This is a genomic window from Ruegeria sp. AM7 (assembly GCF_056535965.1).
The window spans coordinates 466,619-479,036 of record NZ_JBQFJE010000001.1 but is presented as its reverse complement, the minus strand read 5'-3'; the positions used below and the strand labels follow the sequence as shown (position 1 = coordinate 479,036).

12 protein-coding genes are annotated in these 12,418 nt (G+C 56.0%); 6 read left to right on the top strand and 6 right to left on the bottom strand.

All coding sequences use genetic code 11. From position 1 onward, the window contains the following. The first annotated feature begins 253 nt into the window (after positions 1 to 253). Both galU and ACR3EG_RS02080 read left to right on the top strand, forming a co-directional pair. Positions 254 to 1,147 carry a UTP--glucose-1-phosphate uridylyltransferase GalU gene (gene galU, locus ACR3EG_RS02085; RefSeq protein WP_209196326.1) on the top strand — a complete coding sequence of 298 codons (894 nt, stop codon included), beginning with the start codon at positions 254 to 256 and terminating at the stop codon, positions 1,145 to 1,147. Between the two features lie 189 nt (positions 1,148 to 1,336). Next, a complete protein-coding gene (locus tag ACR3EG_RS02080) occupies positions 1,337 to 2,413 on the top strand; it encodes a DUF2793 domain-containing protein (RefSeq protein ID WP_480482486.1) in 1,077 nt (358 codons plus the stop codon). A 23-nt stretch (positions 2,414 to 2,436) separates the two neighbouring features. On the opposite strand, the gene fcl is transcribed toward ACR3EG_RS02080, so the two are convergent. Then, on the bottom strand, positions 2,437 to 3,414 hold the full coding sequence (fcl, locus tag ACR3EG_RS02075; protein ID WP_480482484.1) for a GDP-L-fucose synthase: 978 nt from the start codon (positions 3,412 to 3,414) through the stop codon (positions 2,437 to 2,439). 10 nt (positions 3,415 to 3,424) lie between these two features. Beyond that, positions 3,425 to 4,549 carry a GDP-mannose 4,6-dehydratase gene (gmd, locus tag ACR3EG_RS02070; RefSeq protein WP_480482482.1) on the bottom strand — a complete coding sequence of 375 codons (1,125 nt, stop codon included), beginning with the start codon at positions 4,547 to 4,549 and terminating at the stop codon, positions 3,425 to 3,427. Positions 4,550 to 4,707: 158 nt separating this feature from the next. Here gmd and ACR3EG_RS02065 point away from each other — a divergent pair, with 158 nt between their 5' ends. Then, a complete protein-coding gene (locus ACR3EG_RS02065) occupies positions 4,708 to 6,012 on the top strand; it encodes a UDP-glucose dehydrogenase family protein (RefSeq protein WP_480482480.1) in 1,305 nt (434 codons plus the stop codon). Positions 6,013 to 6,020: 8 nt separating this feature from the next. On the opposite strand, the gene ACR3EG_RS02060 is transcribed toward ACR3EG_RS02065, so the two are convergent. Then, a complete protein-coding gene (locus ACR3EG_RS02060) occupies positions 6,021 to 6,905 on the bottom strand; it encodes a phytanoyl-CoA dioxygenase family protein (RefSeq protein WP_480482478.1) in 885 nt (294 codons plus the stop codon). Between the two features lie 104 nt (positions 6,906 to 7,009). Between ACR3EG_RS02060 and ACR3EG_RS02055 the strand changes: the two genes are divergently transcribed. Further along, positions 7,010 to 7,900 carry a LysR family transcriptional regulator gene (locus tag ACR3EG_RS02055; RefSeq protein WP_480482476.1) on the top strand — a complete coding sequence of 297 codons (891 nt, stop codon included), beginning with the start codon at positions 7,010 to 7,012 and terminating at the stop codon, positions 7,898 to 7,900. On the opposite strand, the gene ACR3EG_RS02050 is transcribed toward ACR3EG_RS02055, so the two are convergent. From ACR3EG_RS02050 to ACR3EG_RS02040, 3 genes are read right to left on the bottom strand one after another with little or no spacing between them, the layout of a single operon-like run. Further along, positions 7,873 to 8,946 (bottom strand): helix-turn-helix domain-containing protein, encoded by a 1,074-nt coding sequence (locus ACR3EG_RS02050; RefSeq protein ID WP_480482474.1) that lies wholly within the window; start codon positions 8,944 to 8,946, stop codon positions 7,873 to 7,875. The two genes, ACR3EG_RS02055 and ACR3EG_RS02050, sit on opposite strands and share 28 nt — an antisense overlap. Positions 8,947 to 9,003: 57 nt before the next feature. Next, complete coding sequence (locus tag ACR3EG_RS02045; RefSeq protein ID WP_480482472.1) at positions 9,004 to 9,750, bottom strand: anti-sigma factor; 747 nt, start codon at positions 9,748 to 9,750, stop codon at positions 9,004 to 9,006. After that, on the bottom strand, positions 9,747 to 10,283 hold the full coding sequence (locus ACR3EG_RS02040; protein WP_170355203.1) for an RNA polymerase sigma factor: 537 nt from the start codon (positions 10,281 to 10,283) through the stop codon (positions 9,747 to 9,749). The genes ACR3EG_RS02045 and ACR3EG_RS02040 overlap by 4 nt, the downstream gene beginning before the upstream one ends. An 84-nt stretch (positions 10,284 to 10,367) precedes the next feature. Between ACR3EG_RS02040 and ACR3EG_RS02035 the strand changes: the two genes are divergently transcribed. Further along, entirely contained in the window at positions 10,368 to 11,315 is a 948-nt protein-coding gene (locus ACR3EG_RS02035) for a c-type cytochrome (protein WP_480482470.1), read from the top strand. A 75-nt stretch (positions 11,316 to 11,390) separates the two neighbouring features. Continuing rightward, positions 11,391 to 12,413, top strand: coding sequence for an Ldh family oxidoreductase (locus ACR3EG_RS02030; protein ID WP_480482468.1), 1,023 nt, complete (start codon positions 11,391 to 11,393; stop codon positions 12,411 to 12,413). Positions 12,414 to 12,418: the final 5 nt, after the last annotated feature.

Sequence of the window (12,418 nt, the reverse complement as noted above, 5' to 3'; positions counted from 1 at the left end):
TTCCATCAATTAGGCGCCCTTTTGGCAACTATCTCACTCTAAAATATAAGATAGTTTCCAAATATAACACGAAAGGTAAAGTTTCATTCGCATGTGACAATGGATCGTTTTGACTTCGCTGCGTAGGGATGGCACGATTTCTCCTGTTTCCCTAGCGGTCTCGCGAGGTCATTGAACATTCCGGGTTCACGGCCTAAGACAACGTACCGAAGCCTCTGGACTTCGGTGCAAATTTTAAAAACTGAGAGGTACAATGGTACGCAAGGTTACCAAAGCGATTTTCCCGGTTGCGGGACTGGGTACCCGCTTTCTGCCTGCGACGAAATCCGTCCCCAAAGAGATCATGACTCTGGTCGATCGTCCGCTGGTCCAATACGCAATTGACGAAGCGCGCGCGGCTGGCATCAAGGAATTCATCTTTGTCACATCACGCGGCAAATCCGCGCTTGAGGACTATTTTGATCACAACCATATCCTGGAGCAAGAACTCAAGGCCAAGGGTAAAGACGAGCTGCTTGAAGTGCTGGATGAAACCAACATGGAAAGTGGCGCAATCGCGTATATCAGGCAGCACAAAGCCTTGGGGCTAGGCCATGCTGTGTGGTGTGCTCGCCGATTGATCGGGGATGAGCCCTTTGCCGTCATGTTACCTGATGACGTCATCGCCGCGGACAAACCATGCTTGCAGCAAATGGTCGAAGCCTACGAGGAAACCGGCGGAAACATGGTTGCCGCGATGGAAGTTCCTCAGGAAAAAACTATCTCATATGGTGTTTTGGACGTAGGTGAGAATATCGGACAAGTCGTTCGCGCCCGTGGCATGGTCGAAAAACCCAAACCGGATGAGGCACCTTCGAACCTCGCCGTGATCGGCCGCTACATTCTGGGCCCATCGGTTCTGTATAATCTGAACCAGAAGAAAAAAGGCAGCGGTGGTGAGATTCAGCTGACGGACGCGATTGCCGAGGATATCGGAAATGGTGTGCCAGTATTTGGGCACAAGTTCGAAGGACAACGTTTCGACTGCGGCTCGAAGGCTGGATTTCTACAAGCAACCGTGGCTTTTGCATTGGCCCGACCCGATCTGCGCGACGACCTGCGGGAATATCTGCACGATACGATGGCGACTGACCAAGCAGCCCAATAATTTCCGCCCCATTATCTCAGTACAAAGGCACCCGGTTTTGGGTGCCTTTTCTTTTTCGGGCAACCTGACAGAAAACTTACCACTTTCTTTCGGAAGCGTTCTGCCCGCTTAGCGTGGATTCATCCATTTGATGGCAGTTTGGCGCGCAAAGCAATTGTCGGACCAGCATCTTCAGGAGGACACGCCCCAATGCCACAAGTTTCACCCCGCTTGGATTTACCATTCATTCAACCCTCGCAAGCGCAAAAGCACGTCACTCATAACGAAGCCTTACGGCAATTGGATGTGATTGTTCAATTAAGCGTCGTGGCAACCGGTGCATCAAACCCACCAGTGGCCCCAGCGCAGGGTGAAGTTCATGCCGTGGGTGAAGCTCCGGTTGGTGAATGGTCAGGTCAGGAAAACATGCTTGCGGCATGGTTGGATAATGCGTGGCACTTTGTAGCGCCAGATATTGGCTGGAGAGCGTGGGACATCAGCGCCGGGCGTGTGAAAGCCTGGACGGGCTCGGATTGGGTTGTGCCGGCAGGGGCAACGCAGAATCTGGACGGGATAGGCGTCGCAACGACCTCGGACGCAACAAACCGCCTCTCGGTTCGTTCTTCTGCCACATTGCTGAGCCATGAGGGCAATAGCCACCAGTTAAAGATCAACAAGGCAAGCGCGGGGGATACCGCTTCGCTTTTGTTTCAATCCAACTGGACCGGTCACGCCGAAATGGGACTGGCAGGCTCAACTGGTTTTTCAATCAAGGTTTCGGCGGATGGGAATACATGGACAGATGCCCTTGTTTTCGATCCGACAACTGCAATTGCAACTGGTGCAGCGATTCAAAGCAGTGCTTCGGACGCAACTGCGGGTCGTTTGATGCGGGCGGATTTTGGCTATAGCCCCGGCAACGTGCTAGGATCTGTGTCACAAACATCAGGCACGCCGACAGGCGCGGTGATCGAGCGGGGCTCGAACGCAAATGGTGAATTTGTTCGTTTCGCAGACGGCACTCAAATCTGTACAGTCAATCTGAGCGCAGTAGGCTGCACCATCGGCGAAGGCGCGATTTTTTCAAGCGGGCAAAACAGTTGGACCTTTCCAATTGCCTTTGCCTCTGGGACCAAACCTGCCCTAAGTGGCAGCGGTGGATCGGTCTCGCGATTTGTCGGGTTTGATGCGCCGGCAGCCACAGATGTGTCCTACCAAGTACTATCAACGGTTTCCGACCCTGCACCAGTCGCGCCGACGGCAATCGCCACAGGGCGCTGGTTCTGATCAAAGGCTTTGTGATCTGAGCTTTACTTTGCCCGCAAGTCAGCATCTGTCTGTTCCAGAAACCACGCATAGGTTTCGTGGATGCCGTCTTGCAAGGTGATCCGCGCACGCCAACCCATATCCGCCAGTCGTGACACATCCATGAGCTTGCGCATTGTGCCATCTGGTTTGCTGACATCCTGAGTGATCCGCCCGGTGTAACCCACCGTGCGGGCCACCAGAGTTGCAAGCTCCGCGATCGAGATATCCTCGCCACAGCCGACGTTGATATGGCTTAGCATGGGTTCTGTGTTCGCTTCGTAAACATCGCGTGGCAGATCGAGCACAAACAGAGACGCTTCGGCCATATCGTCTACGTGCAGAAACTCTCGGCGAGGCTTACCGGTTCCCCAAATGACTACCTCGTCCAGACCGTCCCGCTTGGCTTCGTGAAAACGACGGATCAAAGCCGGCAGAACATGGCTGTTTTCAGGGTGAAAGTTATCGCCTGGGCCGTACAGATTGGTTGGCATAACCGAGCGATAGTCAACGCCGTGCTGCCGGTTGTAGCTTTCGCACAGCTTGATACCTGCAATCTTGGCGACTGCATACGGCTCATTTGTCGGCTCAAGCACTCCGGTCAGCAGAGCATCTTCTCGCATCGGTTGCGGCACAGCCTTGGGATAGATGCATGAGCTGCCAAGTTGCAGCAGGCGCTGGACTCCCACTGAAAACGCCTGATGGATCACGTTGCATTCGATCATCAGGTTTTCGTAAATGAAATCTGCCGGGTATGTATTGTTCGCGTGAATACCTCCGACCTTGGCCGCCGCCAAAACGACAACATCGGGCCGTTCGGTCTCCATGAAGTGCCGAACTGCGGACTGATCAGTCAAATCCAGTTCCGCATGAGTGCGGGTAACAATCGTCAATGCCTCACCTGCCGCCCGACGATCTTGCAACTGCCGTAGTATGGCCGCACCGACCATACCACGATGACCGGCAACATAGATTTTCCGCATTGCGCCCACCTCAGCCATTTTCCAAGCTTACTGGCAAATCGAAGCCGTGCTCTTTCAGCAAGGCATGACGTTTGGCGGTCTTGAGGTCTTCGCTTACCATTTCAGAACACATTTCCTGAACGGTCAGTTCCGGCACCCATCCCAGTTTGGTTTTCGCCTTCGACGGGTCGCCCAACAGGGTCTCGACCTCGGCGGGTCGGAAGTATTGCGGATCGATACGCATGACGACGTCCCCGGACTTAAGCGCGGGCGCTTTTTCGCCTTCGACCGTTTTGACAGTCGCAACTTCCTGAACGCCTTCACCAGAGAACTCCAGCGTGACGCCCAGTTCCGCAGCGGACCACTCGATAAACTGACGGACAGAGTACTGTACGCCTGTCGCGATAACGAAGTCTTCTGGCGCATCCTGCTGCAGCATTAGCCATTGCATCCGCACATAGTCTTTCGCGTGCCCCCAATCGCGCAGACTGTCGATGTTGCCCATGTACAGGCACTCCTCAAGCCCCTGCGCAATATTCGCAAGACCCCGTGTGATTTTCCGCGTCACAAAGGTTTCACCCCGGCGCGGGCTTTCGTGGTTGAACAGAATTCCGTTGCAAGCATACATCCCGTACGCCTCACGGTAATTCACAGTAATCCAGTATGAATAAAGCTTGGCTACGGCATATGGGGACCGGGGATGGAACGGTGTGGTTTCTTTCTGAGGAATTTCCTGCACCAAGCCATACAACTCGGAAGTTGACGCCTGATAGAAACGTGTCTTCTTTTCCAAGCCCAAAAACCGTATCGCTTCCAGCAATCGCAGCGTCCCAATCGCATCGACATCCGCTGTGTATTCTGGCGATTCAAAGCTGACGGCAACATGGGATTGCGCGCCCAGGTTATAGACCTCATCCGGCTGAACTTCCTGAATGATTCGGGTCAGGTTGGACGTGTCGCTGAGATCACCATAGTGCAAGTGGAGTTGAGGGTTCGGATCGTGCGGATCCTGATAGATATGATCAATGCGTTGCGTATTAAACGACGAGGCGCGGCGCTTGATTCCGTGAACTTCATACCCTTTCTCCAAGAGAAACTCGGCCAGATACGATCCGTCTTGCCCTGTGATGCCGGTTATTAAAGCAGTTTTTGTCATTGTCTCGTTCCACAAAACTCAATCTGGCTGGTAGGACTCTCAGAAACAGCAAGAACACCCAGAATGCAACCCGGCGGCAGGAAACGGCATTGAAACCCGTTGAACTTTGCGAAATGCTGGCGCGCGTTAAACAGTCTTTTGTTGAAGGACATTGAAAAATGCGGATAGCGATGATCGGCACAGGTTATGTTGGCCTTGTGTCGGGCGTTTGCTTCTCGGATTTTGGCCATGACGTTATTTGCGTCGACAAAGCCGAAAAGAAAATCGAGATGTTGCAAGCCGGCCAAGTTCCCATCTACGAACCGGGACTTGATGTCCTGATGGCCAAGAATGTAGCAGCAGGGCGGTTGAGTTTCACGACCGATCTGGCTGCTGCCGTGGACGGTGCAGACGCAGTTTTCATTGCAGTGGGAACCCCAACCCGGCGCGGCGACGGGCACGCTGATCTGACCTACGTGATGGCCGCCGCGCAAGAGATTGCTCAGTCCGTCACTGACTATACTGTGATCGTCACCAAATCGACCGTTCCCGTCGGCACCAACAGAAAGGTGCACGAAGCGGTTCTTGAGGCCAATGCGAATGCAGACTTTGACGTCGCTTCAAATCCTGAATTCCTGCGCGAAGGGGCGGCGATTGACGATTTCATGCGCCCCGATCGCGTTGTCGTTGGCGTTGAAAGCGACCGCGCCGCCGAAGTTATGGCCGAGATTTACCGGCCGCTCTATCTGCGAGACTTCCCGATCCTGACGACGGACCTGGAAAGCGCCGAGATGATCAAATATGCGGCAAATGCATTTCTTGCGACCAAGATTACTTTCATCAACGAAATCGCCGGCCTGTGCGAACGTGTGGGCGGTGATGTCAAAGAAGTCGCGCGCGGCATTGGTCTGGATGGTCGTATCGGCAACAAGTTCCTGCATGCTGGTCCGGGTTATGGTGGCTCGTGCTTTCCTAAAGATACCGCTGCTTTGGCGAGGATCGGTCAGGAACACGCTTATCCGATGCAGATCACCGAAACGGTTATGCGCGTGAATGACGGCGTCAAACACCGCATGATCGAGAAAATTCGCGACGTATGCGATGACAGCTTCAACGGTAAGACCATCGCGGTTCTGGGTGTTACGTTCAAACCCAACACAGATGATATGCGTGATGCCCCTTCGCTGACCATTGTCCCCGCACTGATCGGCGGAGGCGCAACGGTTCGGGTTGTGGATCCGCAGGGCCGAGCCGAGGGATTAGCCTTGTTGCCGGGCGTGGAATGGTGCGACGACCCTTATACCGCAACCGCCGATGCGGATGCGGTCGTATTGCTGACCGAATGGAATGAGTTCCGCGCCCTGAACCTGCCGGACATGGCACGTTCAATGAGGTCCCCCCGGATGGTGGATCTGCGGAACATCTATTCGAAATCGGCTGCCCGGAAATCGGGCTTCGAAACCTATATCGGTGTGGGCCGCTGACCGCCGCTTTAAGAATTGGCGTATAGCGGCACAGAACTGCCTGCTCCCTCGGCCAGGGCCTTGCTCTGATCTTGCCGTACCTGCTCGTAAAGCGCCAACGCCTCGGGTGAAAACAGCGTTTCTGGCGCAGGTACCGGCACGAAATTGCTTTGCGTATCTTCGCCCCGTGCCAACAGGGCATAATCGCGTTCGGCCACCAATTGCTTTGCATTCGGGTTCAGATAGCGGATGGCCAGACCAATCCGCCGGTCATCCGAGCGGTTCGGCCCGGAGCCATGGATGGTCAACCCGTGGTGCAGCGACATCTGACCCGGTGCCAGCTCGATATGGGTTTTATCCTCATCCGCGACCTCTACCGCGATTTCCTGCCCGCGCGACAATAAATTCGTATCCGAATAGGTGTCGTTATGCGGCAGGATCGGGTTTTTGTGGCTGGCGCGTACGAAATCCATGCAGCCGCTGTCACACGTCGCAGGAGACAGCGCGATCCACGCCGTCACCTGATCCGGCGTTTCTCCCATCCCCCAATAGGTCAGGTCCTGATGCATACCGACTGTTTGGCGGGTGTGCGGTTCCTTAACAAAAAACTCGGCCGACCAAACCATGATATCCGGCCCCAGAATACCCTGAACGATATCCAGCACCCGAGGGTCCGTCGCAACACGCGCGGCCAGCGGCATAACAAGATGTGCGTTGACCCGTTTATAGGTATTCAGGGGTAGCGGAAGATCTGCGCCAAGCCAGTCTTTCTCGATCTGTTCGAACTCTGCCCTGATCTCGGACGTTTCCTGTTCCGAAAACGTAGTGAGCGGGTACAGATATCCGTCCTCCCAATAGCTTTCTATCTGCTCAGGCGTCAGGCAGCCAATCGGCACGGAATTCAATGCAGACATGCGTGTCTCCTTCTCAGGCATGTCTTCAAACCTTAGACGTTATCCGAAGTTGGGCAGAATGTTGTGTCTTGCCCTTGAGGATAAGTTGAGCTTAGCCTGAATTCATGTCGTCCCGCATCCCATCCCTCAATTGGCTTCGTGTCTTCGAGGCTGCGGCCCGCACCGAAAGCTTTGCGCGCGCGGCTGGGCAGTTGAACATGTCTTCAGCCGCCGTCAGTCAGCAAGTCAAAGCCCTGGAAAATCAACTGGGAACGCCCCTGTTCCATCGCCATGCCCACTCTGTGACACTGACCGAGGCAGGTCGCGCCTATTTGCCGTCGGTCCAGCAATCGCTTTTGATGCTGGAAACGTCGACCACGGGTCTTTTTGGCGAAACGCGCGGGCAACGCTTGTACGTTCAGTCGGTACTTTTGTTTGCGCATGGTATTCTGGCCGGCGGGTTGCCGACGTTTCAGGACCTTTACCCCAGAATCAACCTGTCTTTGACAACAGGTAATCTGACGGCAGACTTTGCCAATCGATTTACTGATCTTCAAATCGTTTTCGGTAACCCGACACTTTTCGGCACTGAGGGCGACGAATTGTTGCGCGAACGCCTTTACCCCGTCGCTCTGCCAGATATCGCGGATCGCATCCATAGCCCTGAGGACCTGTTTCAATTCACCCTCATCGAAGTATCAACCCATCGCGCCAGCTGGCTACATTTGTTCGAAACACTGCGCCTTCCAGCTGGACGGGCCCGGTTTTTCTTTGCCGACAATTCCATAATGGCAGCTGAGCTGTCCGCCAACCGAGGCGGTATTGCCTTGGCGCGTGCCCCAGCATCTGACCGGGTCATGACCCTGTCGGGCCTTGTGCCCTGCCTGCCCGGCATCGACGTCGCGGGGCAGGAAGCCTATCATCTCATTTACCCGTCCAAATCTGCTTTGCGACCCCCCGCCCGGGACTTTCGCAACTGGATCCTGGATTACAGTGCTGCGGTCCAGACACGGTAACGCCCCTGCCCTGTCACCTCGCGGATCAAACCGCGCGACGTGAAAAGATCAATGTTACGTTGCGCGGTCGCTCGTGATGCCTTGGTCAATTCTTCGGCCAAAGGAACCGAAACCATTGGCCACGCGGCTAGCACATCAAGCAGCATTGGCGGGGTTTTCCCACTCAGATCGGACGTCAGATCCCGAGCACGAAGTTCCCACGCGCTGACACGATCCAAGTGAAGCAATGCAGCCAAAACGGCCTGACCCAACCCCTTGATCCATGCACTTAGCTTATCGTTGACCTCTCCAACCCCACGCAAAGCACCCGGCCCAGACAGTGCAACCGGCACGAAAAGGGCGCCTCCCCGGCCCATCGTTGCCGCGTGCCGGGCCGCAATGACCGCAGCCTCTGTGTCTTGTCCCATTCCCTGAGACAGAGCACGCCATGCGTGGAATGCAATCGCTGCTTGCGTAACCGGGTGCAGGCTTGCAACCCCGTCCATCACGTCCGCCAAATCAGCAATCGCCTCGGGGACCTCGTCCATGCCAAGCGCCATACGATCAAGAAATGCGGTCAATCCAGTGGTCCAGCCACCCTCGGCCGGGCCAGCTCCGGTTGTCAGGCGTCTGACGGCCCAACCTGCCCGAAACAACGCCTGAACGTCATCTCCGGTCGATCCGATCCGCAACCCTGTCCACAGCGCCAGGCGATCAACGCCAATCCGGTCACCAGTCCACCAACCTAGGTCCGAAACATCCATCAGTGCCAACCGATGCGTCCACCCCTCTGGACCTGCTCGTAGTCTTTCGTCCAGAGCTCCGAAACTTGCCGCAAGATCCGCCAGTTCATAGGAGAGTTCGGCCTGCGCGGCCCGCCAATCTCTGAAGTCGAAAAGTGTTCTGCGGTCGGCCTTCGGACCCGGCGGCAGAAAATCTTCGTCAATCTCGGCGTCGGCGGGCAGAAACCACAGATCGTCTTCCTCTGGCGAGTCAGCATCATAGATGCTGCGCGGCCCCAGCGAGTCGTCGTCTTCCGGGTCTGGCCTGACAGGTTTAGTGGTCATACCCGGCATATTTCGGGTATTTCCACCAGTTCACAAGGCGTTTCTGCAGCGGATGGATCAGCTGGCGAAACTTGTGGTCAGAATATCCAGCTGCCCTTCCAGTGGTGTCTGCGGATTGTTGCCAATCAGCATATAACCATAGCCACCCTCGGACCACGTCGCCGTTGCCAGACCGCTAAGCTCGGCAAGGTTGACGTCCTTACTGGGGGCACCCTCACCTTGTCGGATGATACAGAAGGCGAATGGTTGGCCTTGTTCGTCGGCAAATACCACCTGAACCAGCGGTTTGCCATTAAATGACAAAACCTGCGCGCGTTTCAGTTCCATTCCCGGCAAAGCTTCAAGCGTTTCGCGGTTCAAGGACCGTCCCAGCTCTGCCTCTGCCAAATCGAACTGCATTTTCAGCGCCTGTTCCGAATTGTCCAGCGACGCAATCGTGTCAGGTACATAAAGCGACTGATAGATCGCCGCCTGTTGTGCCCAACCCAAAGGTTCGGGCCGGGTTGTCCAAAACGTTGCTGACACAGCGACAACTGCGACCGAAGCCGCAACGGCCATCAGGCGCCATGGTCCGCCTGAAGAATGCGCAGATTCCACCGGCTGCGGCTCTGGCAGCTCAACTTTCGGCGCCTCGGCGGGCACCTTTTCAAATACCGCCTGCACCATAGGTGCGAACGGGTCCAGCGCCATCAGGCGCGTCTCCAGCTCAGGGTCGTCCTCGACCGCGCGTTCAATCGCGGTTGCCTGGTCGTCATCCACTGTGCCTTCCAGATACGCTATCAGCGTCTCATCGGAAAACTTCATTTGCCACTCCGTCGAACGGCGTCTGCAGCACTAAGCTGCATCACGGTTTTAAGTTTCTGCCGGGCGTTAGACAACCGGCTCATAATGGTTCCAATCGGCACATCCAGCATCGCAGCCGCTTCGCGGTAGCTATAGCCCTCAACGAACACAAGCATGACCGTTTCCCGCTGCGCTTCTGGCAGGTGCATCACTTGAGTAAACACCTCAGCTGCGAAAATATTCGTTTCCGAGTCAGCTTCAGGCGAAATTAATTCTGCTTCGGGTGTGACAGACAGCGCCTGAGCCTTCCGAACCGAGCGCGCCCGGACTTCATTCAGCCAGATCGAGCGGCAGATCGTCATCAGCCAACTGTCCAACCGGTCATGTGATGTCACCTGATGATGGCGCTCGAGCGCGCGAAGGCAAGTGGATTGCAATAAATCGTCGGCTACGTCGGAGGCGCCGGACAAGGCCAGCCCAAACCGCCAGACGCGTTTTGAATGCGTCTGTATCGCGCCGCGTACGGCTTGTTCGGAACTAATTGCACCAACCATTGAATAAATAGTGACCTGTGTGTGTTTGACATTCACGAGCCGGGCCCGCCTGGTCAGAATTGACATAACCCGTGGAGGAAAGAAATGAAACTTCTGTTGAAAGCAGTCACGATTGCGTCGGCAATTGTTGCAACGCCAGCACTGTCCGAGCATTGGACCCTGTCGCCTGAAAACTCTCATTTGGCGTATGGTACGATCAAGAAAGACACCGTGGGCGAGGTCAATTCCTTCACCAACCTATCAGGTCACGTGGGCCCCGATGGCAAGGCCGAGATCGAAATCGATCTGTCTTCGATCGAAACAAATATCGACATCCGTAACGAGCGTATGATCGAGCACGTCTTCCGCAAAGCGGGCACTGCCGCCCTGAAGGCCGAATTCGATATGGCCGAGGTCAAGGCGCTTGGAGTAGGTGAAACCACAGTCGTTGACGTCGAAGCCGTGCTTACGCTGGTAGGGACAGATGTGGAATTCGACGCAGAAATGTTCGTTGTCCGCGTATCCGAGACGTCGGTTATGGTGTCGACCAATGACATGGTGTTTATCAGCACCGAAGACGCAGGCGTGAATGCAGGTGTCGACAAGTTGATGGAACTGGCCAGCCTGCCCGGCATCACCCGCACCGTACCGGTCACTGCGCGTTTGTTCTTCAACATGGATGAAAACAAAGCCGAGGCAACACCTGCTGCCGCTGCAACCCCTGTCGCCGTCGCTGCGGTGGAAGGCGACATTAAAGCCGGTAAGAAAGTCTACCGCAAATGCAAAGCCTGCCATCAGATCAAAGAAGGCAAGAATGGCGTTGGACCGTCATTGTACGGAATCGTCGGTGCACAAGCAGCACAAGCGGAAGGGTTCAAATACTCGGACGCTCTGAAGGCGTCAGGGCTGGTCTGGAACCCTGAAACTCTGGCTGCCTTTTTGGCTGACCCCAAAGGCGCCCTGCCCGGCAACAAAATGCAGTTCCCCGGCCTGAAGAAAGAGGAAGACATCACCAACGTGATTGCCTATTTGCAGGACGAGGCGCAGAGCTAAGGCTCAAAACCGTTTCCCTCACCTGCCCCGCCGCGCTATGCCTGTCATAACCAAATGACAGCGCAGGGGCGGGGCATGAACGAGACGGTCAAACTGGAACTGGACGAGATTAAGGCCCTTTGCCTCAACATCTTGATGAAATCCGGTTTTGGACCGGACCACGCAACCGCAATTGCAGGGATGCTGGCGACCTGTCAAATCGACGATTGCCAGTCTCACGGGTTGTTCCGCTTGTTCATGTGCAATGACACCATGAAAGCGGGCAAGATCGATGGGCATGTCGCGCCGGTGTTGGAACATTCGGACAATGCCATCGTTCGGGTGGATGCGCAGGGCGGCATGTCCTTGCTGGCCTTCGAACAGGCGCTGCCGGTACTGATCGAGAAGACGCGAACCCACGGCATTGCCGCCATGGCGATCAACCGCTGCTTTCACTTCTCGGCGCTCTGGCCCGAGGTCGAGCGCTTGTCTGCGGTTGGCCTGGCCGCGATGGCGATGGTGCCCAGCCATTCCTGGGTCGCCCCTGCGGGGGGCACGCGCGGTAGCCTCGGCACCAACCCTCTGGCCTTCAGTTGGCCGCGTCAGGGGCAAGACCCGTTTACCTTCGACTTTGCTACCAGTGCCTTCGCCCGCGGTGAAATTGAACTCTATCGACGCGCGGGCAAGCCCCTGCCCGAGGGTGTGGCCATCGACAAGGACGGCCGACCCACGACCGATCCACAGGCGGCGATGGAGGGCGCAATGCTGACCTTTGGCGGCTATAAGGGCTCGGCCCTGTCGATCATGATCGAGCTGATGGCAGGCCCTCTGATCGACGATTTCACCAGCCTTGAAAGCATGGAATACGCCGAAGGCGCGGGCGGCGCGCCCTATCACGGCGAGATCATTCTTGCTTTTGATCCGGCCCAGTTCAGCGGCGGCCGTTTGGCCGCAAATGACACCCGCGCCGAGCGTTTGTTCGCCGATATCATCGGTCAGGGCGCACGCCTGCCCTCGCAAAGGCGCTTTGCCGCAAGGGCCCGCAACACCGAACGTGGTTACGTCGAAATTGCCAAAACGCTGCACGACGATTTGCAGGCGCTAGCCGCTCAGTTCTAAGGCCT

What these genes read in the sequence shown, in the direction of transcription:
- ACR3EG_RS02030 (WP_480482468.1), top strand. Translation starts at nt 11,391, where the DNA reads ATGAACGAGACGGTCAAACTGGAACTGGACGAGATTAAGGCCCTTTGC.
- ACR3EG_RS02050 (WP_480482474.1), bottom strand. Translation starts at nt 8,946, where the DNA reads ATGACCACTAAACCTGTCAGGCCAGACCCGGAAGACGACGACTCGCTG.
- ACR3EG_RS02080 (WP_480482486.1), top strand. Translation starts at nt 1,337, where the DNA reads ATGCCACAAGTTTCACCCCGCTTGGATTTACCATTCATTCAACCCTCG.
- ACR3EG_RS02035 (WP_480482470.1), top strand. Translation starts at nt 10,368, where the DNA reads ATGAAACTTCTGTTGAAAGCAGTCACGATTGCGTCGGCAATTGTTGCA.
- galU (WP_209196326.1), top strand. Translation starts at nt 254, where the DNA reads ATGGTACGCAAGGTTACCAAAGCGATTTTCCCGGTTGCGGGACTGGGT.
- fcl (WP_480482484.1), bottom strand. Translation starts at nt 3,414, where the DNA reads ATGCGGAAAATCTATGTTGCCGGTCATCGTGGTATGGTCGGTGCGGCC.
- ACR3EG_RS02045 (WP_480482472.1), bottom strand. Translation starts at nt 9,750, where the DNA reads ATGAAGTTTTCCGATGAGACGCTGATAGCGTATCTGGAAGGCACAGTG.
- ACR3EG_RS02040 (WP_170355203.1), bottom strand. Translation starts at nt 10,283, where the DNA reads ATGGTTGGTGCAATTAGTTCCGAACAAGCCGTACGCGGCGCGATACAG.
- ACR3EG_RS02060 (WP_480482478.1), bottom strand. Translation starts at nt 6,905, where the DNA reads ATGTCTGCATTGAATTCCGTGCCGATTGGCTGCCTGACGCCTGAGCAG.
- gmd (WP_480482482.1), bottom strand. Translation starts at nt 4,549, where the DNA reads ATGACAAAAACTGCTTTAATAACCGGCATCACAGGGCAAGACGGATCG.
- ACR3EG_RS02055 (WP_480482476.1), top strand. Translation starts at nt 7,010, where the DNA reads ATGTCGTCCCGCATCCCATCCCTCAATTGGCTTCGTGTCTTCGAGGCT.
- ACR3EG_RS02065 (WP_480482480.1), top strand. Translation starts at nt 4,708, where the DNA reads ATGCGGATAGCGATGATCGGCACAGGTTATGTTGGCCTTGTGTCGGGC.